Source organism: Sphingobacterium sp. GW821-FHT03E03 (assembly GCF_059420745.1).
The window spans coordinates 1-24004 of the sequence record NZ_JBWKUH010000012.1; the positions used below are offsets into that span (position 1 = coordinate 1).

Sequence of the window (24004 nt, forward strand, 5' to 3'; positions counted from 1 at the left end):
TTCCTATATTAATAGATCAGTTAGGAAAAAGATTCACTATAATGACCCTATCCAAGAGATTTAATAAAATTGGTATCTTTATAGTAGCTAACCATTTGGAAAGATCCTTTCAATCGATTTTCAATAGGGAAAATTTTCCGATAAAAGATAAGATAAAATCGTTCTTTTGTCGGACAGAAACTGCTGATATGTCAAAATAAATAATCAACGTATCTTACCTCATTTAAAATAATATTCTCCTTACATTCAGTTATATGGATTAGCGTTGTTAACACTTCAATAGCAATACGTCTTATTTACAACTTTTTCTAAAAACAAGAGCGGCAATTTCTTTCGAAATTGCCGCTCTTAAAGTATATAACCTAATAATGGATTATTTCACATCCCACCATACTGGCGTATAGATTACAACATTACCAGGGTAATTTGTATTTGAAGTAGCCTCACTGTTTGCATAAGGCATCCGTAATGGCATTCTGCCTTCTCCTAAAGTAGAAGCGATAGAAGTTGTAAAGAAAGTTGGATAACCAGTTCTTCTCCACTCAGTCCATGATTCAAAACCTTGGAAACCACACATTGCATAATATTTTTGTGTGATAATCGCTTTCAATTTTGCTTCGGTATCACCTGTAAATTTCGCATCCGGAGCTTCTGCGATATATTTAGCAGCGTCACTAGCGTTTGCCGTAGCTGTAAAGCTTGTTGTAATACCAGATTCAAATAATGCTTTTGCATCACCTGTACCCCAACCTTTTACCACAGCTTCAGCTTGCAAAAATTTACTTTCAGCAGCCGAGAATAATTTTACTGGCGCTGTTGCTGATGTAGGATCCACTGCGCGGCCACCAACAAGAGGTGAAGGAGAAGAAACTAATTTTGCTGAATTTGCATTAAAATCACCTTGAAGAATAAATGCGATCGTATCTTGTCCGCTTAACTTATTATAAAAAGAGAATCTTCTCGGGTCATTGTTTTTCACAAATGCCTGAATCACCGTTCCACTTGCCACAACATTTTGAGTTTTACCCAATCCGACCATCTCGTTATAAAACGGATTTTCGTTACCACCAGTTGTTGTGTAAGTTATTGAAGCATCCTGATCTAAGAAGGCTGCATTTTTTGCATAAAGTGCCTTAATACTAGCTGCAGCTTTGCTCGCATCAACATTTGAAATACGTAAATATGCTCTCAACTTCAAGGTATTTGCAAAAGCTTTCCATTTATCCAAATCACCGTTGAAGATCATATCTTGAGTTGAGACAGGTACCGCCTGTGGTGTTGCTAACAAAGCCAAACCTTTATCAATGTAGTTGAAAATAGAATCGTAAACAACTGCTTGAGCTTCGTATTTAGGATTAAGATTTCCATTTGCCTTCAATGCTTCTGACAATGGAATATCTCCAAAAGCATCTGTTGCTACTTGAAAGGTATAAGCCTTCAATAAGTAGGCAATACCTTTATAATTGTCATTGGCAGCCTCATTTGAATTGATGATTAGTTCAGCATTATTCAATGCGCTACGATACAAAATCAACCATGATCTATCCATTGCTGTATTCAATACTTGATATCTGTCGATAGAACGGTATTGAGAGGAAGTAGGGTTTTGTGTCCAATATTGTCCCCAGATATTACCATATACCTGAAAACTGTTACCTACGACTTGACTGATAGCAGCTTCCACTGTAGGTAATAATAAACTAGGCGTAGCTGTTTCTGGATTGTTCGGATTTTCATTCACATCCAAAAATTTATTACAACTAGTCAACCCTAGTGTGCCAACTAAAGCTAAAACTAAAAGCTTCTTAGCATTTTTTAAATTTATAGTTTTCATACTTTACTTGCTATTAAAATGAAACTTTAACATTGATACCATAATTACGTAATGAAGGCTGAGCTGTAAAGTCAAAACCTTGTGCATTACCAGCACCTGATGAATTCACCTCTGGATCAGCGTATTTATTTTCGCTTGGTGTCCAAATAAATAGGTTATTTCCAAACACACCGATTGAAGCAGCTCCAAATGGTGTATTTTTCAACATATCTTTAGAGAACTTATAAGTAAATGTAAGATTACGCAATTTAACATAAGTCGCGTCTACAACATTAACCCCTGCTTCCATGTTTGGATAGTAATCTATTTTATCATATGTTGCTGTCGTGTTAACAACAGAATTTCCTGCCGCATCTAGATAAACTGAATTCGGGAAAATCTGGCCGATACGATCGCCTCCTGATTCAGCTGAGGTACCAACAAATCCCATAATATCCTTTGTTCTAGAATAGAACACACCACCTTGTTTGGTATCGAACAAGGCACTCATCGACCAGTTTTTATAACTCAAACTTGTACCCAAAGAAGCTTGGAAATCTGGATTATAGGTACCTAAATATTCTGGCTTAGAAGAAGCTATTGGCAATCCTGTTTTCTGATCCACAATCGTACGACCTTGTGCATCGGTAGCATTTGTAACTCCATAAAACTCACCGTATGGGCGACCTACTGCAGCAACGATACTCATTCCAGAGAACCCACCAACTGACACCTGTTGTACACCGTCCATCAATTCAACAACTTTACTGTTGTTTTTTGTGAATGTTCCAAACAATTCCCATGTCAAGTTTTCTGTTTTCACAGGTGTTCCTCTCAAAGTCAATTCCACGCCACTATTTTGAACTTTACCAGCATTTACCAAACTAAGTCCGTAACCTGTTGAAAGCGGAATAGGAATACTCAAAATTTGATTTTTCGAATTGTTTTTGTAATAAGTAAAATCAGCAGATAAGCGGTTGTTAAAGAAGCCCAATTCTGTACCCACTTCGAACGAAGTCGTGATTTCAGGTTTCAAGTTTAAATTCCCAATGGTATTACCTGACATTAGCGCAGATACGTTACCGAATGGAAAAGATGTTGAACCAAAACCGCCAGCAATTGCACTTCTAGAGAACGTTGAAATCAATTGATATGGATCTGTATCCGAACCTACTTGCGCCCAGTTAGCACGAATTTTCGCGTAACTAAACTTACTCTTCAACTCAGGCGAGAACAATTCCGATGCAACAAATGACCCACTTACACTTGGATAAAAGAATGAATTATTTTTCTTAGGCAAAGTGGAAGACCAATCGTTACGTGCTGTAGCTTGTAAATAAGCTATGTTTTTATAAGAAACGTTCAAATCACCGTAAACTCCCACTAAACGACGGTTTGTCCAAGTATCTTCGATCAGATCTAATGGACCATTGGAGTTCGCAAGGTTATACCATCCCGGAACAACAAGTCCACCGCTTGAATTTGTCGCAGTGCTATTTGAAGTTGTTTTACGCTGACGAATATTATTACCCAACATGAACGACGCTTCCCAATCTTCATTGAAAGTATGTTTGGCCGTCGCCATGAAATCATGAACAATCTCATTTACATTAAATTGGTCAATACGATATTGTCCTGGATCTGTTTGAATATTTCCTTCAGAATAATTACCTGAAGTGTTGTCTATTGGTAAGAAGCTATACTTAGGGGATTCCGAACGTCTACGATCACTGTAATTATCCAAACCAATACGCTCTTGAAAAGTCAACCATTCTGTCGGTTTATAATTCACATTGAAGTTCCCCATAATACGGTTCACATCATTGAAATTATTATAGTTTTCCAACACCCAGTATGGATTCATAGTATAAGCACCATAATACCCATAAACATCATTATGAGCGACACCATTTTCATCCGTATAACCATAACCGTTATAAGGATTAGATAAATCTTTCAAGCCAACAACATCGATATCTCTCGGTGTTTGCAATAAGTTATTGTAAACAGAACCACCACCTTGTCCACCACCAACATTGTTACTATTGATTCGACTATAATTTACAGCGATACCAGCGCTAAATTTATTGGAAAATTCTGTTGTCCCATTGAATCTAACCCCATATTTATTGTAGTTATCTTTTTTACCTGGATATACACCATTCGAATTCAAAGCGTTTAATCCTAAATAAAAGGTCGATTTATCCGAACCACCAGAAAAGCTTAAGTTGTTGTCAGAAGCAATACCAAGATCAAAGAAATCGCGTACGTTGTCCTTCACAGCAGAATACGCTTTTTTCTGACGAACACCGTTTACAGCTTGTCCCCATTCTTGAATTTCACCAGTAAATGGAGCACCCCATGACCAGTTTTCTTTTGGATCATTTGAGTAAATGAGATCCCCCGCTTTATTATAACCTGATGAACCTTGTCCATATTGATTTTGAAATTCAGGTAATTTCAAAATAGATGATAGTGTATTCGTAGAGCTAAAAGTGATTTCGTTTTTCGAGCCCTTTTTACCACTTTTTGTTGTGATGATCAACGCACCATTGGAAGCTCTTGATCCATATAAGGCCGCTGCTGCAGGTCCCTTAAGAACAGTTACAGAAGCGATATCATCTGGATTAATATCATTACCACGGTTACCAAAATCAACACTCGCTAAATCGCTTGCTCCACCCATTTTGCTTGTATTATCGATAGGTGTACCATCAACAACAATCAAAGCTTGGTTGTTACCTGAAATAGATGAACCTCCACGCAATACTACGCGAGAAGAGCTACCCGGTGAATTTGATGTGGATGTAATGTTCACCCCCGCAACCTTACCTGCTAACGAGTTAATTGCACTGGAATTACGTCCTTCCGTCAATTCATCACTCTTGATTGTTGGTGCTGAATATCCTAAAGAGCGTTTTTCTCTTTTGATTGCATTTGCAGTCACAACGACCTCTTCCAATGCATTGTCATGGTTCTCCATGGAAACATTGAAAACGGTACTGTTGTTGTTAACAATAATGGTTTTATCATCAAAACCAACTGAACGGAAGACAACAACTTTGCCCGCAGGTACATTCAATGAATAATTACCACTTGCATCTGTTTGTGTCGCTTGATTAGTTCCTTGTACAACCACTGTCACCCCAGGTATTGCTTTACCATCAGCAGATGTAACACGACCACTAATCTTTTTTTCTTGTGCGAATGCGACCGAAGTCAGGATCATTCCTCCAACAAGAAAACTTAGTAATGTTTGTTTCATGTTTTAGTTAGTTAATTTTATTATTTTTCTAGTCCTTTATATTGATATAAATTATATCCGTTAACATAACTGTCTAAACAGACATTGCTTAGACAATAAATCGCAATAAGCAAAACAGCATATCGCCATTCAAGTGGTAACAGTTGAAAATATTATTGAAAAAGTCAACCCTAGGTAGATGTAGAGTCAATCCGTTGAAAATACTCAGCTGTAAAATTTGCTCTTTTCAGCATTTACAGTATATAATAGTTAGTGCGATTTTTATTAGCGGTTCCAAATATATAAAGCCAAAGTTGCTTTTACAAGTTTTTTAACATTCGCTCGCAAAAACAAAAAATACTGCAACAAAGACAGTAGTATATTACAAATTCAAACAGGAGATTCATTTTAGAATAAAAACTCTACAAACAAATTCAAAACAGAATTTTATACGGAATCAACTATATTTAACAAAACATTAACAATGTAGTAAGAAAATATTAACATAAACGTTTCTGTATTTTTAGTATTTAAAAAAAGGCGTAATTTATAATGATTCTAAAATTGTTTTAAATCGAGTTATTCCAAAAAAAAGGGACTTTACCTGTTCAGGTAGAGTCCCTTTTCAATATAAATCCTGAAACAGGAATTTATTATTTAATTACATACATTAATCAATATATTCGAATTTGGTATAAGGTACCAAAACAGCAGGTATCCGAATGCCTTTATCCGTTTGATTATTCTCTAAAATAGCCGCAACTATACGTGGTAAGGCTAAAGCTGACCCATTTAATGTGTGAGCTAATTGCATTTTTCCTTCGGAATTTTTGAAACGTACTTTCAGGCGGTTGGCTTGATATGTTTCAAAATTAGATACGGAAGAAACCTCCAACCAGCGTTTTTGGGCTGAACTATACACCTCCATATCATAAGTCAATGCAGCAGTAAAACTCATATCACCACCACATAAACGCAATACGCGATAAGGTAGTTCCAATTTTTTAAGCAGACCTTGTACATACAGGCTCATTTCTTCCAACACTGCATACGATTTTTCCGGATGAACAATCTGTACAGCTTCAACTTTATCAAATTGGTGTAGACGGTTCAAACCGCGTACATGAGCGCCATAAGAACCTGCTTCGCGACGGAAACATGGTGTATAGGCACAATGCTTAATCGGGAACTGCGCTTCCTTAACGATTACATCTCTGTAAATATTGGTTACCGGAACCTCTGCCGTAGGGATCAAGTATAGATTGTCATTGTTGACATAATACATCTGCCCTTCCTTATCCGGCAATTGTCCTGTAGCAAACGCAGAGTCTTCATTCACCAAGATCGGCACCTGTACTTCTTCATATCCTTGCTCAGCTGCCTGATCCAAAAAGAAATTGATCAATGCACGTTGCAATTTTGCTCCCTTACCTTTATAAATTGGAAATCCGGCTCCCGCAACTTTTACACCGAGCTCCAGATCCACAATATCATATTTGTTTAATAATTCCCAATGTGGCAACGCGTCTTCTGATAAAACTGGAATCTCCCCATTCGTTAAAACGACTTCATTATCATCAGCGCTTACACCAACGGGAACAGATTGATGTGGTAAATTAGGCAATTGTACGATCTTATCATTCAACTCGATTTCGATAGCGCTCAATTTATCCAATAGTTGCTTCACCTGCTCTTTATATCCGGAGGATTGCGATTTAATGGCTTCAGCTTCTTCTTTTTTTCCTTGGCGCATCAGATCTCCAATCTGTTTTGCTGCCGCATTAGCTTCGCCCGAAAGTGCGTCCGATTCCGCTTGGATCTTACGGCGGTCTTCATCTAAACTGATGATTTCGTCGACCAATCCAATTTCCTTGAAATGCTTGACAGCCAATCTTTCGATAACCGTATCCCTGTTTTCACGGATATAATTCAATTGCAACATAATTATAAATGTATTATTTAAAAATAGTGAACAAACTTAGATAAATTTGCCTGCATATACAAGCAAATTTATTCAGTAATGCCTGTTTGTGGCGCTTTCATGCTCCTTTCGCTAGAGAGGTTCCTTACCACCTTTATGCATGATACACATGTCGATTCAATGGAAAAACTCGGCCCTGTTCAGAAGATACCCCTGCTGTTGTTGATAGCTCGTGACATCCCCGGATGATTTAATCAGCGATCAGAATTAACACACTTTTATCATCAGGTAGTGAGACACTCAATAAGGATGAAAGAGGTATTCTTCACCTATTTTTCATTCCGGTCCGATTAATATAAAAAACGTCCTCCAGAAAAACAGTTTTCCAAAGAACATTCCATGCGATATTTTTTCCTCTAAATGAATTGGCAATAAAGATCTTTTGTCAACGCCCTGATATTAAAGCGGATTTAAGCAATCGTAACTTCTTTACATAAATAGACATCTTGGATTGCATGTAGCAATTCTACCCCTTCGTTCATCGGTTTTTGAAAAGCTTTCCGACCGGATATCAAGCCTGTCCCGCCAGCTCTTTTATTGATCACAGCGGTTTTTACAGCTTCCTGTATATCGTTTTGTCCCGATGCTCCGCCCGAATTGATCAGTCCTGCCCTACCAGCGAAACAATTGAGTACCTGATAGCGACAAAGATCAATCGGATGATCCGATGATAACTGCGTATACATCCGTTCATCTAATTTACCATAGCTACTTTTACCTATATTCAGCGCCTTAAAACCACCATTCAATTCCGGAAGTTTTTGTTTAATAATATCTGCCTTTATGGTTACGCCGAGATGGTTGGCCTGTCCTGTTAGATCCGCAGCTAAATGATAATCTTTATCTCCTGTTTTAAATGCTGAATTTCGCAAATAGCACCACAATACCGTAGCCATACCAAGTGAATGTGCTTCTTCAAATGCCTTTGCTACTTCGATAATCTGACGATCGGATTCTTCCGAACCGAAATAAATGGTCGCTCCAACTGCTACCGCTCCCATGTTCCAGGCTTCGCGTATCGTTCCGTACAGAATTTGGTCAGCACGGTTGGGATAGGTCAACAATTCGTTGTGATTGATTTTGACCAGAAAAGGAATCTTGTGCGCATATTTTCGTGATACTGCCCCTAAAACGCCAAAAGTCGAGGCTACGGCATTACAGTTTCCTTCCAATGCTAATTTCACGATATTCTCCGGATCAAAATATTGGGGATTGGGAGCAAAAGAAGCACCTGCACTGTGTTCGATCCCCTGATCTACCGGCAATATGGACAGATACCCAGTATCGGCAAGCCGCCCGGTTCCGAAAAGTTGTCCCAGGCTACGCAATACCTGCGGCGTGCGATCACTGGCACCATATACCTGATCAATAAAAGTAGTTTCGGGAAGATGGAGCATCGTTTTGGAAACTGCTGGTTTGTCAAACGCTAATAGATAATCTGATTCTGCACCTAGATGTGCCTGTATTTTTTCAATGTTTTGCATAATTTATTATTGCATTTATATAGAAAATAACTCCAAAATAGACAGAATGTTTTAGCACATATTATATAGTAAAAAAAACTTAACTTTGACCATGTTATATTTAGTTCCAACACCTATTGGCAATCTGGAGGACATGACCTTTCGTGCAGTCAATATTCTGAAAGAAGTAGACATCATCTTAGCAGAGGATACAAGAACAAGTGCTCCCCTTTTAAAGCATTTTGGCATCGATAAAAAGGTATTTGCACATCATCAACATAATGAGCACAAAGCGGTTTCCGAAATCATAAAGTTTCTGAAAGAAGGCCAAAAAATTGCCCTCATTTCAGATGCGGGGACACCAGCGATCTCTGATCCCGGTTTTCTATTGGTACGGGCTGCTCTTAAAGAAGGGTTGGAGGTACAATGTCTACCCGGTGCCACCGCTTTCGTACCGGCACTTGTAAACTCAGGTTTACCAAATGACCGTTTCTGTTTTGAAGGATTCCTTCCTGTTAAAAAGGGACGCCAAACTCGTCTCAAGGCTTTAGCTGAAGAAAAGAGAACAATGATTTTCTACGAATCACCACACCGCATCCTCAAGACAATCGAAGAGTTTATTACTGTTTTCGGTGCAGAGAGACAAGCTTCGATTTCGAGGGAATTGAGCAAGTTATACGAGGAAAATGTCCGCGGAACATTAACTGATTTAAAATTACACTTTGAAAACAATCCAATTAAAGGAGAATTTGTATTTTGTGTAGGTGGATTGGAATAAATTTTGACAATCTTTGATTAATAAAACGTATTTGACATGAACATGGAACAATTTGCACAAGATGGACAGGATATAAAAATCATTGAAAAATTGATTACTAAAGTCCAGGACATGCTTACTCCAGGAGAAAAAATAGATTATATCGCGGTACAGAAAAAACCTGCGGTGACAATTTTACCGGACAGTATCACCATTAGTAATAAGCGCATTTTTATGTGTGAATTCACCAAATTGGGCTTAGCGACTGATTTTGAAATTTTCGGATGGCAGGATATTAAAGATATTGCCTTCAAAGAAGAGATCTTTGGTTCAAAGGTCACCGTCATTCCTTTTACTGGAGAAAACTTAAGTATTGACTATATTCCAAAAGTTCAAGCCAGAAAACTCTACCAATATATTAAAGCTGCTCTTGAAAATTATAAAAAAGCAGAGCTAGCTGCTGAAAAGGAAAAGATCATAATCGCCCCGAGCAGCCCTCGGGAGGTTCTCGTTGAGAAGCCTGAAGACAATCAGCCGACTCCAGTACCAGTTTCAACAGCAGCACCGGTCGTTACCACTCCTGCGCCAGTAGCACAACCTGTTTTCTCGGCACCAGTGGTTCCACCTGCGGCACCTATTTCCGCTCCTGTGACTCCAACTATCGAAGAAGAGGAGGATGAAATTACCTTAAAGCTAAAAAAACTAAAGACACTCTTTGACAAGCAACTCATCACACAAGATGAATATGAACAAAAGAAAAGAGAAGTTTTATCCAGTTTATAAAAATAAGTGGATATTGTGAAGAACAACTATTTATTGGCACTTTTAAGTGCCTTTTTATTGTGGTTGGGTTGGCCTCCCATCCCCTATTCCAGCGTATTGCTTTTTACCGGGTTTTTACCCTTATTGATTGCGCTGGAAAATATCATCCGTAATGATACAATTAAAAAGAAAGGTAAAAAGATCTTTCTAACGGCAGGTCTGACGGCAGTCATTTGGAATACCGCATCCATTTATTGGGTATACAATTCCATCTCTGCAGTTATGCCTCCTTTTGCAGCGATTTTGATCAGTTTGATCCCCTTCTGTCTGGGCGCTGCATTAATGGCCTTAGCGTTCACCTTGTACTATCGATTAAGACGTAAAACTTCACTACTGTTATCCCTTTTTGGATTAATGGGATTTTGGATCAGTTATGAATTTCTTCATGCTACTTGGGATCTTGCATTTCCGTGGATGACTTTAGGCAATGGCTTTGCTAATTTTCATCAATTGATTCAATGGTACGACATCACCGGTGTATACGGGGGATCAATATGGATCTGGTTGGTCAATATTTTAGCATTTATGCTCTACCTCAATCGAAAAGGTATCTACCAACTTAAAAATAGCATAGTTCCCATCCTTTGTCTAGCGCTGGTCTTATTCGTTCCAACGGTCTATTCACTGGTTCGCTACTTCAATTACGAGGAGCACCAAAACCCAGCCCAGGTGGTGGTGGTGCAACCAAATGTGAACCCTTACATCAAGTTTCAGCTTAGCCCTGAGGAGCAATTAAACACCTTGTTTTCACTATCAAGTTCAGTAGCCAAACCAAATACGGAATTTTTTATCTGGCCTGAAACTGCCCTTTCCCAAAATGGTGATTTTGATGAAGAAAACCTGCGTGAAACGTATTCCTATCAACGGATTCTAAAATTTTTGGATCAATACAAAAATGGTAATATCTTATCGGGCATCGAAAGTTATCAATTATACAATTATGCAAAGACAGCAACTGCACGTGAAATTGCCCCAAATATTTACCAGGACAACTTTAACGCAGCAACATTGATCGATTACTCATCCAAGCTGCAATTTTACCATAAATCTAAATTGGTTCCTGGTGTAGAACAGATGCCCTTTGGTGCTGCCATGAATTTTTTGAAACCGCTTTTTAAAGCATTTGGAGGTACAACAGGTGGCTATGGAAAGCAAGCGGAACCTTCGGTTTTCTATGCACAAAGCGGTATTGGTGCGGCTCCCGTTATCTGCTATGAATCTATCTGGGGGGATTATGTGGCAAAATATGTTAAAAAAGGAGCACAGTTTATTGCGATCATCACCAATGATGGCTGGTGGGGCAATACTTCCGGAAAAGACCAACATTTGCAATATGCAAAATTAAGGGCCATCGAAAATCGGCGCTGGGTCGCCCGGTCTGCAAATACTGGAATCTCCGGTTTTATCAATCAACGGGGTGATATTATACAGCAGACAAAATGGTGGGAACCCGCAGCGTTGAATCAGGAAATCAATCTGAACGAAGAGATCACAACATACACCAAAGTCGGCGATATCGCTGCCTATCTAGGTCTAGCGATCGCGCTAGCTGGATTTCTTATCATAATCGTACGCAAACGCCATCCAAGGTTACTATAAAAATACAGCTAGTTCCTCTACTCAAATAGATGTTTTGTTATAGGTGATGTGAACCCCAAAAGTTAAATAAAAGCTTTTGGGGTTCACTTTAATCTCTGGACAAGCAGTTTGTCCCTATCTCCCTCCACATTCCCTTGCTATTCCATATCAAATATCCGATTCGCTACGAATCCACTTTTACTTTTTTTTGGCCTTCTGATTTCAATCGAAAAGCTCTCCATCCTTATTCAGCCCTCCAATAGAAAAAAACGACTAAATTATGATGAAAATAAGTCATTTAATGCAATTGATTTACTTTTGAGATTTGTAATTTTGCATCATGCAAGTATATTTTGACAATGCTGCGACTACAGCCTTAGATCCTGAAGTTATAAAAGTAATGGTAGATGTCATGGATAACAATTTTGGAAATCCATCTTCTATCCACAGTCACGGAAGACAAGTAAAAACAATCGTAGAAAAAGCACGGAAAACAATCGCCAACCTACTCCATGTATCTCCGGCAGAAATTTTCTTTACTTCGGGTGGAACCGAAGCCGATAATATGGCGATCGTACGTTCGATCACGGACTTCGGTATCACACATGCAATTACCTCACCGATAGAGCACCATGCCGTTCTACATACTTTGGAGGAGCTTGAGAAACAGGGAAAAGTTCATCTTGATCTGCTTCATGTGGACAACAAGGGGAATCTGGACCTGAATCAACTGGAGGAGCTCTTAAGTAGCAATCCCCGTACCTTTGTTTCCATTATGCACGCCAATAATGAAATTGGCAACCTGAATGATATCCAACGTATATCGGAATTATGCCAACAATACAATGCGATATTCCACTCCGATACCGTACAGACCATGGGCCATTACCCGCATGATCTAGGTCATCTTAAAATTGATTTCATTACAGGTGCAGCGCACAAGTTTCACGGACCAAAAGGTGTAGGTTTTCTCTATATCAATGCAAATAATAAAATCAAACCATTGATTTATGGTGGAGCTCAGGAGCGGAATATGCGTGGCGGAACTGAGAACGTTTATGGTATAGCGGGACTAGCCAAAGCTTTAGAACTTGCCTATGAACATATGGAAGAACATCAAGCCTATATCCAATCGCTTAAATCGCATATGATTGAAGAGCTGCAAAAAGCGATTCCAGATATTGATTTCAATGGTGTTATCGAGCCTAATAAATCGCTATATACGGTACTAAACGTATCCTTCCCTTGCAGTGATCTTGCTGACATGTTGCTATTCAATCTTGACATTTCGGGCATATCCTGTTCCGGAGGAAGCGCCTGTAGTTCAGGAACCGATATTGGATCACATGTACTAGGGGCTATTAAAACAAATTCAGACCGTCCATCGGTCAGATTCTCCTTTTGCAAAAACAACACAAAAGAAGAAGTGGATTTTGTTGTATCAACCTTAAAAGAACTTTGTACAAAAAATAAATAGCAATAAGTCTACTAAACAAAAAAAACCGAAGAGAATTCTCTTCGGTTTTTTTCTATATAGGTATTATATCGTTCAATAAATTTCAGTTTTTCGTCAGCACATAGTATTTGGAGATATCCCCTGTAATATCATTACCCGATAGATCCAACTGGCTTAAGAAATGGTTGCCTAATTTGAATTTGTAATCAACGCCGTCCAGTGTAATAATGTTTCCATCCAATTTCCATTTTCCTTCACGCACAAAAACATCATCACTTTTATTGAGATATTTGGACGAATATTTATAGGAGTTGTCTTTGTGTAATGATATCAATGTTTCTATGCCATCGCAGTCGGCACAGGGCATCACCCCTTTATATTCTCCGATCACAACTTCTGCTCTGTCCCTTCCCTTTAATTCTTGCAAATTATCTTTATAGGCAGCCACACTCTGTTTGGGATTATCACATCCCCCCAATACAATCATTACCAACAATCCCACTGTCCAAATAAACCTTTTCATCTCATTCCAAATTCAAAAAAATCAGCATCTAATAGTTACACCCTTAAAATTCATAACAAATTAGATACCAAAAATTTAGAATGGATTAAAAATCATCATCGTCATCCTCTACTAAAAATGACAAAGCTCCCTGTAACTCTCCCAATGCATGGAAATTACGGCTTTTGCGGGCTATTTCAATTCCATTTTTATATGTTGTAATTGCAGGTTCCTGTTTGTCCAGTTTTTCATATAATTTTCCCAGATGATAATATGTTCCCACATAATCGGGATGGTTTTCTATCAGCTTTTCAAATCTGGACAGAGCTTCCTGCTCGTCATTCAGCTTCAGATACTCGGCAGCAATAGCATATTTTAAAAAAGGATCTTCGGGGCTCTCTTTCAAAAATTCGTTGAGTTGATCCAATCGTGTTGACATATCTTTTTTATTTCAAATTTAACTAAAATTGCGTTTATCTGTAAACAATTATTTTTAATTACCAGGTAGCTGCTATGCCATAAATCAACACACTGCGCTTGGATTAATCAAGTGAAGCGTACTCAATTTAATCTTCTAAATTTCTTCTATATCTCAGCAATGAAATCTAAATCATGGTCGCTTCATACACAATAATAATAGTACCGTATAGTACCGTGCTGAAAGTGATTATAAAAACGACTAACTTTTTAACCTCATCAAACAAATAACAAAGTTATGTTGCTAGTTTGCTCCAAGCAATTGAACATTAAATGGGAGAGTCTGAGCAATTCGTTGAAGTAAAAATACTATGCTAGCATATAAAATGACACTATACTGACTTATGATCCTCATTAAAAAAAAGAATATTTAATCAATCAAAATTTAACAAACACAAACAAAATAACTCAAAAAATTATAAATACAGCAAAAATAACAAGATTCAAGTAGTACAAATTAAAAATATCACAACGGCACAAGTGAGCCATGAGACAAAATTTTAAGCGGTTCGGGGCTTTTTATTTGAGAGAAAATATAGTAAGTTTGGGTAAAACCAATCGTATATGAAAATATTAGTTTGTATAAGTAATGTCCCTGACACTACATCGAAGATCACTTTTACAAATGACAACACGGCCTTTAATACAGCTGGGGTGCAGTTTATTATAAACCCTTATGATGAGATTGCTCTTTCCAAGGCAGTTGAATTGGCTGAAGGAGGAAAAGGAACAGTGACTGTCATCAATGTTGGAGATGCATCCACCGATGCGACCATTCGCAAAGCATTGGCTATAGGCGCAGACAATGCCGTCCGTATTAATGCTATTCCCAGAGATGCCTGGTTTGTGGCCAATCAAATCGCAAATTACGCAAAGGACAATGCTTTTGATCTGATTTTAACCGGACGAGAATCCATCGATTATAATGGTGCTCAGGTCGGTGCAATTGTTGCCGAATTGCTGAATATACCATCCGTGTCAATTGCCAAAAAGGTCGATATAGCTGCTGATACCGTCAGTATTGAACGTGAAATAGAAGGCGGAAAAGAAGTTGTAACCGCCAAACTTCCCATTGTTATTGGCACAGCTGAAGGAGTAGCCGAGCCTAAGATACCCAATATGCGTGGTATTATGAGTGCACGTACCAAACCATTGGATGTGCTGGAACCATCCGCAGTTGATACACTTTCCCACATTGTTAATTATGAGACTCCAGCTCCACGCGGTACTGTAAAACTCGTTGATGCTGCAGAAGTTGAGAAACTGGTTTCTCTATTACATGATGAGGCCAAAGTTATTTAATCATTAAATTCCGAAAAAACTATGTCAATACTAGTATATGTAGAAAATACCGATGGAAAATTCAAAAAGTCTGCTTTTGAAGTAGTTTCTTATGCGAAAGCCATCGCTGATAATACAAACACTGATCTTGTTGCCATTTCTATTGGTAATGTTGCACAGGATGAACTTGCTGCTCTGGGCAGCTATGGTGCTTCCAAAGTACTCACCGTCAATAATGAACAACTCTCCTCTTTCGTCAATCAGGCCTATGCAAGCATTATCGCTGAGGCTGTCAAGAGCATAGGAGCTAACCTGCTTGTACTTTCCAATTCATTCTCGGGTAAAGGTCTTGCTCCCCGGATTGCTGCGAAACTCCATGCAGCTCTTGCGGATGGCGCGCTATCCCTACCAACTATCGAAGGCGAAAAATTAATTGTTAAAAAGACCGCATTTTCAAATAAAGCATTTGCCACAGTAGAATTGACCGCAGCAACCAAAGTCATTTCCCTTAGCCCCAATGCCTATGAAACCAAGGAAACCGGAGGCACTGCAGTGGTTGAATCATTTACGGCAAATGTTGCCCAAGCAGACTTCTCTACAATTGTTAAGGAGATTGTACGCGCGACAGATAAAGTTTCATTGCCTGAGGCAGAAATCGTTGTCTCCGCAGGCCGTGGACTAAAGGGCCCTGAAAACTGGGGAATGATCGAAGAGTTAGCAGATGTCCTTGGTGCCGCTACAGCATGTTCAAAACCTGTTTCTGATGCAGGATGGCGTCCCCATTCGGAACACGTTGGCCAAACGGGTATTGTTGTGAGTCCTAATCTCTACATCGCAATTGGTATCTCAGGAGCCATTCAACACTTGGCTGGAGTCAGCTCATCGAAAACTATTGTTGTCATCAACAAGGATCCCGAAGCACCGTTCTTCAAAGTTGCTGATTATGGTATCGTTGGTGATGCCTTTGATATTGTACCCAAATTGACACAAGCATTAAAAGCTTACAAAGGTAGCTAAGCTTTTTATACCATATTTCCTCCCCATTCATTAAAAAAATGAATGGGGAGTTTTCGTTTTGCCTTTAAATAATTGCATCCTCCTCATTCAAAAAGGTCTTAATTGCTAAGGAGAAATCGATAAATTTGTTTCATACAGAACGTAATTATAATTGCATATAAAAGCAAATTTATCTAAGTTTGTAGACCGCTTTGGAATTAAAATGAAGAAAATCAGATTAGATATCGTTGGTTTATCCTATAGTCAAACACAGTCTGGGGCTTATGCCCTAGTATTGGGAGAAGTGGAGGGCAACAGAAGATTGCCCATCATTATTGGTAGCCATGAAGCTCAAGCTATTGCTATTCGGATAGAAAAAATGATTCCAAGCCGCCCCCTTACGCATGACCTATTTCAATCTTTCGCGGAATCTTTTGGTATTAAACTCGTTGAGGTACTCATCTATAACCTGATTGAGGGTATTTTTTATGCGAAGATTATTTGTTCTGACGGCAACAAAATGGTTGAAATTGATGCACGAACCTCCGATGCCGTTGCGCTAGCCGTACGATTTGAAGCACCAATTTACGCCTACGAATTTATCATGTCATCTGCGGGAATCATTATTGAGGGACATGAATTCGCATTTTTGGAAAACCTGGACAAAGCCAACAAAGTACAGGATCCCAATATGGTTGAGGTCGAAGAAAAGACTCCTTCCCAATCCCCTAACAACCCTTTTTCTTCGTTGACAGACGAACAATTGGAGCAAGCACTCAACCAAGCATTAACGGAAGAGAATTACGAGCAAGCAGCGTTGATTAGGGATGAAATTTCCAAAAGAAAATAACACCTCTCTCTAAAGCGAAACAAAAACTCTAAATAATATCGTTTTATGTCTATTAAATTAAGATTGACCATTATGAGCTTCTTTCAGTTTTTTGTCTGGGGAGCATGGTTGATTACAATAGCGAACTATTGGTTTGGCACAAAGCAATGGGATGGCACACAATTCGGTGCTATCTTCGCGACAATGGGAATAGCTTCGCTATTTATGCCAACACTAATGGGGATCATTGCAGACCGCTGGATAAATGCTGAAAGACTATATTTTATTCTTCATTTATGTTATGCTGCTGTTCTTTTTTATCTACCGCAGGTAAATGACCCTAACACCTTTTTTTATGCGATGCTCGCAGCAATGTGTTTCTACATGCCTACATTGGCCCTGTCCAACTCAATCGCTTACACAGCGTTGAATGAAAACAACTACGATCTGGTCAAAGCATTTCCCCCTATCCGAGTTTTCGGTACCATCGGATTTATTGTAGCGATGTGGATTACAAATCTAACAGGCAATAAAGCTACAGCATATCAATTTTATATTGCCGGAACAGCGGCCTTAGCCTTGAGCTTATATGCCTTTACATTACCAAAATGTCCTCCCAAAAAATTACAACAGGAAAATGCGTCTTGGACACAACTATTAGGATTAGAAGCTTTTAAATTATTTGGAAACTATAAGATGGCTCTCTTCTTTATATTTTCCATGTTCTTAGGCGCTGCATTGCAATTAACTAATGCCTATGGAGATGTATTTCTGGACGAATTTAAATTCTACCCGAAGTTTGCGGAATCTTTTGTTGTGAAATACTCAACGATCATCATGTCGATTTCGCAGATATCAGAGACACTTTTTATTCTGGCAATCCCATTTTTCCTAAAAAGATTTGGTATTAAGAAAGTCATGTTGATATCTATGTTTGCTTGGGTATTACGTTTTGGACTATTCTCGTTCGGGGATCCGGCAGGTGGCTTATGGATGATTGTACTTTCTTGTATCGTCTATGGAATGGCATTTGACTTCTTCAATATTTCGGGTTCTTTATTTGTAGAAACATCTACGACTTCTAGAATTCGTAGTTCTGCCCAAGGTTTATTTATGATGATGACAAATGGCTTTGGTGCTGTATTTGGCAGTTTCGCTTCAGGGTGGATTATCGACCATTATTTCACCAAAAGCTTTCAAAATGGACAAGATCTTGCCCAATATCTGGATACCAATATCAATGATACGCATTTCCTTAATTTTCTGAAGGAAAAAAGTATCTCTTTATTACCTGACGGGACGCTGAACAATAGTCTCATGCTCAAGGATTGGCATGATATCTGGCTTGCCTTTGCCATCTACACGCTGATTATAGCAGTTCTCTTCGCAGTATTCTTTAGACATAAACATGAGCGTGAATCGCAAAATTAAAAATAACAAAAAGCCGCAAATGCGGCTTTTTGTATATTTGCAGGATGCAAAACACAGCAACAGAATTGTTGAAGGATTCTCAATCCCAAATTTATAACTGGACTTTTCAATGGATTAAAAATCTTGGTTTGGATAACCAAACCAACCATTTTATCAACTCAATTATTTTATTGTTGTTGGTTGTCTTATTTTTGATCATTGTTGATTATTTCAGCAAAAAAACACTCTTATTATTAACGATCAAAGCGATCCGAAAAAGCACCAACAGATTTGATGACTTATTGATTCGGAATAAAACGTTAAAACTGATTGCCCATTTTGTCCCCATATTGGTCGCACAATATATCATACCCGTTATTTTCATGGGTTTCCCAAACTGGAAAGAAAACATCAACAAATTGTTGGCGATTGCCACTACGGTTGTCAGTTTGCTTATCGTACATTCCTTATTAAAAAGTATTCGGGATATATTAAGAACAAAAAAATCCTTTGCGGACAAACCATTAGAAAGCTATTTACAAGTCTGCCAGATCATCATGCTCTTTATTGGTGGTACCATCTGTTTTTCGATCTTAACAGGCAGTTCTCCATGGTCATTTCTTTTATCACTAGGTGCTGCCTCAGCGATCCTGATGCTGGTCTTCAAAGATACCATCCTAGGTTTTGTCGCCAGTATACAGGTCTCAGCCAATGATTCAATACGTGTAGGCGACTGGATAGAAATGCCTAAATACGGAGCCGACGGAACCGTAAAGGAAATCAATCTCAATAATGTTAAAGTGCAAAACTTCGACAAGACCATCACAACAATCCCAACACATACCTTATTATCGGATTCCTTTAAGAATTATAGGGGCATGCAGCAATCTGGAGGAAGGCGCCTAAAAAGAGCTATAAATATTAAAATTTCCACGATCCGGTTTTTAGATAATGAAGAGATCGAAGGACTAAAGAATATACAGATTCTCCGCCCCTATATCGAAGACCGTGCGAGAACAATAGATGAATTTAACAGCATTCATCAGATTGATCCTTCCAATCCAATTAACGGCAGGAAAATGACCAATCTGGGTATGTTTCGTGCCTATGCACTTACCTACCTCCGTGAGAATCCCCATATCCATAAAACCATGCCCTTAATGGTACGGCAGTTGGCGTCGACCGAACATGGGGTACCAATCGAACTTTACTTTTTTGTCAATGATATACGCTGGGAATATTATGAAGGCATTGTATCCGATGTTTTTGACCATCTGTTTGCCGCTACAAAATATTTTGACCTCGAAATATTTGAAAATCCTGCTTCGGATGATTTTAGACAATTTATAAGAGCACAAAAAATCAGTATATTGAATTAGTGCCAATAACAAGTGTAATCCATAAAAACAGTGAAAGGTAATCCGGGGAGATTACCTTTTCACTTTAAAAACAAACTAAATTTTTAGACGTGTTTCACAACAGATCTACACATTAACCCTAACTCTTTATGAATCAAAAATTACTCTACACAAATATAGGACTGCTATGTTAAGTCCATCTTAAGCTAACTTTAAACTTAAAACAATTCGACAAATAGTTATTTAAATCATTTAATTCGCGTCTTTTATCAATAAATTATACTTCAATGAGCTTAAAATAAATGTTGGCTCGTCAACTGAACCAATCCCATAAGATTGTGAATCAAATCTGTTAGCATTGTTCTCCGATTAATTCCTTACCCCTATCGCAATAGGGATACTGCTGTGTTTCAAAAGAAAAGGCAATCCGAAGATTGCCTTTTCCTGAAATAGTAAATACTCAATTATTCTACCTCAATACTTTTCGTCGCGAAATGTTCTCTGTTGAACATATCTATTGCCCTAATTTCGATCTGATATTTTCCCGTTTTAAGTTTCGGCAAATTCGTTACCCACAGATGGCTGGATTTTTCTGGATTGGAAGGGCGGCGAGTTGTCATCAGTTTTTCGGCGGTATCGTATTTCGCTAGCGACTTTAAGAAAGCGGGATCACTCTCATTAACATATTCCATCTCTTTCCAATCTCCTTGATTAATTCTATAAGCCACTTTATCACCTTCCCTACCAATGAAGAAGTTTGCGTAAATCGGGTATCTTTTCGTATACTTTTCTGGTACTATAGAAGCGCCATAAATATCGATCTGATAGCTTGCTGGCTTGCCTACCACTTTGTAATCGAAACTGTATTGATTACCTTCAATTTTCAAAACGGCATAACCCTTTGGCGTACCGTCCCGCATGGTAGAGACCGGAATTCCTTTGTCATTTAGTTCACCTGAATACCAATCTCCTGATGTGGTTCCGACATTATATTCGTGATGCGCATGTTCCTGTTTCCAGCCATCTTTCTGTCCATAAAAATATTGACGTTGAAAATGTGTATGTGCCGACAGCGAGAGAGTGTGCTTAAAGGGAGCTAAAATATCAAAAAGACGCTGTCTGTCTTCATTGCGAAACACATTAGAGTTTTCATGATATAATGGGATATGGAACGAAAGGACAATCAATTTGTCTTTAGCTACTTGCTTTAGGTCATTCTCAACAAAATCCAATTGATCTTGCCGAAAACCACCTAAATATCCTTTTCCGGTACGTGGATTGGGATAGATAATATTGTCCAATACAATAAAGTGTGCATTCCCATAGTTAAAAGAGTAATTATTAGGGCCAAAAGTACGCTCAAAAGACTCATCAGAAAGGCTGTCGATTTTGGCATCATAATTCATATCGTGATTTCCCATGACATTATACCAAGGTAGTCCCATCGTAGAAATTACCGACTTGTATTTTGGCTGAAGAGACAAATCATCACCCACCAAATCTCCTAGACTGATTCCGAATTTCGCGACAGATTTGTCTGGGATTTCATTAATGATGCCATCCTTAAAAAATCCCAATTCTTCCTCAGTATATGCTTGTGGGTCACCAAAGACAAAGGCGGAAAAATTAGCTTGCTCTTCTTCTTGATATAAAGCGAAGCTCACGTTGGTCGGGATTTTACCCGTTGCAGTAACACCCGGATATTTTGATGTTGGGCTACCATTGACTTTGTGTATATAATAGAATTTTGGATGGTTATTTTCATCTACGGGTACTGCATATCCCGAAGGTTTGACGACAAAAATGATATTATCATTTCCAACTGGTAATTGATAGTTACCATCTTTATCTGTAGCAACAACTTCGCGACCGTTGCTGACCGAAACCGATGCTATCCCTTTCTCATTCTTATCTAATTTTCCGTTTCTGTTTACATCTAGAAAAACTTTTCCCTTTGCAAATTCTTGTGCTTGTACTGTCTGGGTCAGCGCTAAAGAAATCGCCAATGCCATAAATGTTTTCATATCGAACGTTATTTTTGCCGCTAAAGTACCTTATTAGCATTAAGACAATATCAATTGAATATAAAGGATTCGTAAATATAAACCCCTATCAAAGAGTGAGCAACTTAACAAATAATACTTAATTAGTTATTATATAGTAGGGATTTAAATCGGGCTTTATACGTGTTTATCCGAATGAGGTCCGAGTGAAGTCCGAATAAGGTCCGTATCAAATCCCTGTTAGTTTACTGTTTATTATGAATTTGCCCTCCACTTGATATAAGGTTTTCCAACATCATTGCATTCAAATTTTAGGATTATAATGGCACGAAATTATTTGAACAATTTGGTTTATCGATAAAGGATCTCATTTAATTATTATAAGAATCTCCAAGTCCATTTCCTCTAAAAACACCGTTTTTGTTGTACCTCCGAATTCGTTCATCAATCTGATCTTTCAATTAGTGACGGTAGGTTAATGGGTTAACTCAATCAAGACAAAGCGGAATCGAATAAGCTCCCCATTAAAACGGAAAAAGAGCTAAAAAAAGAAGGAGAAACCAAATGCTTGATCTCTCCTTCTCTCAACAAATATACTTATTGTTATTATCTTGCTTGGGCAGTCGCCAACATACGATTTACTTCGTCTATCATCGATTTGGCGGCATCATGCATCCGCGGGTTACCCGCAAAGTCTGCATCCAAAGTCACACGTTTCGATTTATCTTTGTAATTATATTCCAGATAAAAACGAGGTACTTTAGAATTTATGGAGTCCTTTTTCCATTCTGGACCTGTCATATCTGTATCCAAATTCCAAAACCCTAATTCCATTGCTTTGCGATGCAAATATAATAGATCATCTTTTGTGAACTTTACAGTATCCGTAATTAAAGAATCTTGTTTGTCCAAATATTTATAGATACGCGTTTTTGAATTATATTCATTGACCATATGATTCGGTTCGCCATATTTGAATTCAATTGATTCAAAATCAGCAAAACGGAATGGTGCGTTTTTAATCATATTGCTATAATAATAAACACAATACATTAAAAATGGCACAATAATACAAAGGCCTAAAAAAATCTTCTTACTCTTTATTGTCATTTCTATAAAATTTTGACAAAAATAAGGATTTATATAGGGTATAAAAGTTTATATCAAGATATGACATAAAACCTACATGGATTTCACCTTGTTAGATCTTTGGAGAACCTGCATCAACGAAAGTTTTGGCGTACCAGCTATCCGTCAGATCTGATATAATAACCCCTTTGCGTGTTGAGACATGAACAAATTTATTGTTGTGTAAGTATACACCCACATGGTCAATTCCATTTTTACCGAAAGAAAAAAACACCAAATCACCTTCTTCCAATTTCTCAGGCTTCTTTCTTTTCACAACTCCTTCCATATCTCGTGATGTCCGCGGAAGATTACCTTTGTAGACTTCGATATATAACAGATTAACAAAACCCGAACAATCCACTCCCTTTTTGGTCTGTCCCCCCATTCGATGCGGTATTCCCATCCAGTCGTCGATAAATGAATAGAGCTGTGGGTTTAGCTTCTTCGTATTTACATTCAGTAATGAGGCATAATTATCAAGACGAGATCCAGAAAAGGTTTTTCCCCGCGCTGAACTTGCATCTGTCAACACCGAACCACTGGAGGAACGGGAACCAGAGGTAAGTACTTTTTTTTTCGTTGAACAACTGCTCAAGAATAGTAGTGCGCTTAAAAAGAAGATAAAATAAGATTTAGCAATCATTATGTTCGATTTACTTTCCTGTAAGACAAACTTAAATAAATTGCCCCTGATATACAACCTATTTACCCCCTTCATAACAAACAATTTATTCATTCTTCTTATTTTATTTATAAGCTATTCCTCATAAAGGATTATTTCCATGCACTGAGTAATTAGGATTGATTGATCTTCATTGAAGCTTTTAGTTCAACTATCCTCAATAGCTGCGGATCTATTCTTTTTCCCTACCAAGAACGTAGGATCGGAAAAAGAATTGTCCA

18 protein-coding genes are annotated in these 24004 nt (G+C 38.2%); 9 read left to right on the plus strand and 9 right to left on the minus strand.

Annotated elements, in window-relative coordinates; translation table 11 throughout:
- Positions 1–373: 373 nt before the first annotated feature.
- The 4 genes from AC07UV_RS14360 to AC07UV_RS14375 form a co-directional block, all read right to left on the minus strand.
- Complete coding sequence (locus tag AC07UV_RS14360; protein ID WP_495184252.1) at positions 374–1834, minus strand: SusD/RagB family nutrient-binding outer membrane lipoprotein; 1461 nt, start codon at positions 1832–1834, stop codon at positions 374–376.
- 13 nt (positions 1835–1847) lie between these two features.
- A complete protein-coding gene (locus AC07UV_RS14365) occupies positions 1848–5078 on the minus strand; it encodes a SusC/RagA family TonB-linked outer membrane protein (protein WP_282252902.1) in 3231 nt (1076 codons plus the stop codon).
- A 649-nt stretch (positions 5079–5727) separates the two neighbouring features.
- The gene (gene serS / locus AC07UV_RS14370) at positions 5728–6999 is read right to left on the minus strand and encodes a serine--tRNA ligase (RefSeq protein WP_495184253.1); all 1272 of its coding nucleotides are present in this window, start codon (positions 6997–6999) and stop codon (positions 5728–5730) included.
- 449 nt (positions 7000–7448) lie between these two features.
- Positions 7449–8522 carry a class I fructose-bisphosphate aldolase gene (locus AC07UV_RS14375; RefSeq protein ID WP_495184254.1) on the minus strand — a complete coding sequence of 358 codons (1074 nt, stop codon included), beginning with the start codon at positions 8520–8522 and terminating at the stop codon, positions 7449–7451.
- Positions 8523–8613: 91 nt separating this feature from the next.
- On the opposite strand from AC07UV_RS14375, the gene rsmI reads away from it, so the two are divergent.
- The 4 genes from rsmI to AC07UV_RS14395 all read left to right on the plus strand — a co-directional run bounded on the left by rsmI (position 8614) and on the right by AC07UV_RS14395 (position 13135).
- Entirely contained in the window at positions 8614–9279 is a 666-nt protein-coding gene (gene rsmI, locus AC07UV_RS14380) for a 16S rRNA (cytidine(1402)-2'-O)-methyltransferase (RefSeq protein ID WP_223580529.1), read from the plus strand.
- A 36-nt stretch (positions 9280–9315) separates the two neighbouring features.
- Positions 9316–10041 (plus strand): PH domain-containing protein, encoded by a 726-nt coding sequence (locus AC07UV_RS14385; protein ID WP_495184255.1) that lies wholly within the window; start codon positions 9316–9318, stop codon positions 10039–10041.
- Positions 10042–10056: 15 nt separating this feature from the next.
- Positions 10057–11679, plus strand: a complete 1623-nt coding sequence (lnt, locus tag AC07UV_RS14390; RefSeq protein ID WP_495184256.1) for an apolipoprotein N-acyltransferase — start codon at positions 10057–10059, stop codon at positions 11677–11679.
- Positions 11680–11998: 319 nt separating this feature from the next.
- Complete coding sequence (locus AC07UV_RS14395; RefSeq protein ID WP_495184257.1) at positions 11999–13135, plus strand: cysteine desulfurase family protein; 1137 nt, start codon at positions 11999–12001, stop codon at positions 13133–13135.
- 82 nt (positions 13136–13217) lie between these two features.
- Here AC07UV_RS14395 and AC07UV_RS14400 read toward each other — a convergent pair whose 3' ends face one another.
- Both AC07UV_RS14400 and AC07UV_RS14405 read right to left on the minus strand, forming a co-directional pair.
- Complete coding sequence (locus AC07UV_RS14400) at positions 13218–13637, minus strand: copper resistance protein NlpE (RefSeq protein ID WP_282252895.1); 420 nt, start codon at positions 13635–13637, stop codon at positions 13218–13220.
- Between the two features lie 85 nt (positions 13638–13722).
- Positions 13723–14055, minus strand: a complete 333-nt coding sequence (locus tag AC07UV_RS14405) for a tetratricopeptide repeat protein (protein ID WP_282252893.1) — start codon at positions 14053–14055, stop codon at positions 13723–13725.
- 602 nt (positions 14056–14657) lie between these two features.
- Here AC07UV_RS14405 and AC07UV_RS14410 point away from each other — a divergent pair.
- The 5 genes from AC07UV_RS14410 to AC07UV_RS14430 all read left to right on the plus strand — a co-directional run bounded on the left by AC07UV_RS14410 (position 14658) and on the right by AC07UV_RS14430 (position 19988).
- A complete protein-coding gene (locus AC07UV_RS14410) occupies positions 14658–15395 on the plus strand; it encodes an electron transfer flavoprotein subunit beta/FixA family protein (RefSeq protein WP_282252891.1) in 738 nt (245 codons plus the stop codon).
- A 21-nt stretch (positions 15396–15416) separates the two neighbouring features.
- A complete protein-coding gene (locus AC07UV_RS14415; RefSeq protein ID WP_282252890.1) occupies positions 15417–16391 on the plus strand; it encodes an electron transfer flavoprotein subunit alpha/FixB family protein in 975 nt (324 codons plus the stop codon).
- A gap of 202 nt (positions 16392–16593) precedes the next feature.
- Positions 16594–17220, plus strand: coding sequence for a bifunctional nuclease family protein (locus AC07UV_RS14420; RefSeq protein ID WP_495184258.1), 627 nt, complete (start codon positions 16594–16596; stop codon positions 17218–17220).
- A 45-nt stretch (positions 17221–17265) separates the two neighbouring features.
- A complete protein-coding gene (locus tag AC07UV_RS14425; RefSeq protein ID WP_282252887.1) occupies positions 17266–18630 on the plus strand; it encodes a nucleoside permease in 1365 nt (454 codons plus the stop codon).
- 44 nt (positions 18631–18674) lie between these two features.
- Positions 18675–19988, plus strand: coding sequence for a mechanosensitive ion channel family protein (locus AC07UV_RS14430; RefSeq protein WP_495184259.1), 1314 nt, complete (start codon positions 18675–18677; stop codon positions 19986–19988).
- Between the two features lie 443 nt (positions 19989–20431).
- On the opposite strand, the gene AC07UV_RS14435 is transcribed toward AC07UV_RS14430, so the two are convergent.
- The 3 genes from AC07UV_RS14435 to AC07UV_RS14445 form a co-directional block, all read right to left on the minus strand.
- Positions 20432–21991, minus strand: coding sequence for a calcineurin-like phosphoesterase C-terminal domain-containing protein (locus AC07UV_RS14435; RefSeq protein ID WP_495184260.1), 1560 nt, complete (start codon positions 21989–21991; stop codon positions 20432–20434).
- Between the two features lie 585 nt (positions 21992–22576).
- Positions 22577–22996: a hypothetical protein gene (locus AC07UV_RS14440; RefSeq protein WP_077438663.1), complete on the minus strand. Its 420-nt coding sequence runs from the start codon at positions 22994–22996 to the stop codon at positions 22577–22579.
- A gap of 175 nt (positions 22997–23171) precedes the next feature.
- On the minus strand, positions 23172–23837 hold the full coding sequence (locus tag AC07UV_RS14445) for a C40 family peptidase (protein ID WP_282252882.1): 666 nt from the start codon (positions 23835–23837) through the stop codon (positions 23172–23174).
- Positions 23838–24004 lie beyond the last annotated feature (167 nt).

What these genes read in the sequence shown, in the direction of transcription:
- AC07UV_RS14385 (WP_495184255.1), top strand. Translation starts at nt 9,316, where the DNA reads ATGAACATGGAACAATTTGCACAAGATGGACAGGATATAAAAATCATT.
- AC07UV_RS14430 (WP_495184259.1), top strand. Translation starts at nt 18,675, where the DNA reads ATGCAAAACACAGCAACAGAATTGTTGAAGGATTCTCAATCCCAAATT.
- AC07UV_RS14395 (WP_495184257.1), top strand. Translation starts at nt 11,999, where the DNA reads ATGCAAGTATATTTTGACAATGCTGCGACTACAGCCTTAGATCCTGAA.
- AC07UV_RS14415 (WP_282252890.1), top strand. Translation starts at nt 15,417, where the DNA reads ATGTCAATACTAGTATATGTAGAAAATACCGATGGAAAATTCAAAAAG.
- AC07UV_RS14435 (WP_495184260.1), bottom strand. Translation starts at nt 21,991, where the DNA reads ATGAAAACATTTATGGCATTGGCGATTTCTTTAGCGCTGACCCAGACA.
- AC07UV_RS14425 (WP_282252887.1), top strand. Translation starts at nt 17,266, where the DNA reads ATGTCTATTAAATTAAGATTGACCATTATGAGCTTCTTTCAGTTTTTT.
- AC07UV_RS14365 (WP_282252902.1), bottom strand. Translation starts at nt 5,078, where the DNA reads ATGAAACAAACATTACTAAGTTTTCTTGTTGGAGGAATGATCCTGACT.
- AC07UV_RS14360 (WP_495184252.1), bottom strand. Translation starts at nt 1,834, where the DNA reads ATGAAAACTATAAATTTAAAAAATGCTAAGAAGCTTTTAGTTTTAGCT.
- AC07UV_RS14440 (WP_077438663.1), bottom strand. Translation starts at nt 22,996, where the DNA reads ATGATTAAAAACGCACCATTCCGTTTTGCTGATTTTGAATCAATTGAA.
- AC07UV_RS14410 (WP_282252891.1), top strand. Translation starts at nt 14,658, where the DNA reads ATGAAAATATTAGTTTGTATAAGTAATGTCCCTGACACTACATCGAAG.
- AC07UV_RS14445 (WP_282252882.1), bottom strand. Translation starts at nt 23,837, where the DNA reads ATGAATAAATTGTTTGTTATGAAGGGGGTAAATAGGTTGTATATCAGG.
- AC07UV_RS14400 (WP_282252895.1), bottom strand. Translation starts at nt 13,637, where the DNA reads ATGAAAAGGTTTATTTGGACAGTGGGATTGTTGGTAATGATTGTATTG.
- AC07UV_RS14405 (WP_282252893.1), bottom strand. Translation starts at nt 14,055, where the DNA reads ATGTCAACACGATTGGATCAACTCAACGAATTTTTGAAAGAGAGCCCC.
- AC07UV_RS14420 (WP_495184258.1), top strand. Translation starts at nt 16,594, where the DNA reads ATGAAGAAAATCAGATTAGATATCGTTGGTTTATCCTATAGTCAAACA.
- AC07UV_RS14375 (WP_495184254.1), bottom strand. Translation starts at nt 8,522, where the DNA reads ATGCAAAACATTGAAAAAATACAGGCACATCTAGGTGCAGAATCAGAT.
- serS (WP_495184253.1), bottom strand. Translation starts at nt 6,999, where the DNA reads ATGTTGCAATTGAATTATATCCGTGAAAACAGGGATACGGTTATCGAA.
- rsmI (WP_223580529.1), top strand. Translation starts at nt 8,614, where the DNA reads ATGTTATATTTAGTTCCAACACCTATTGGCAATCTGGAGGACATGACC.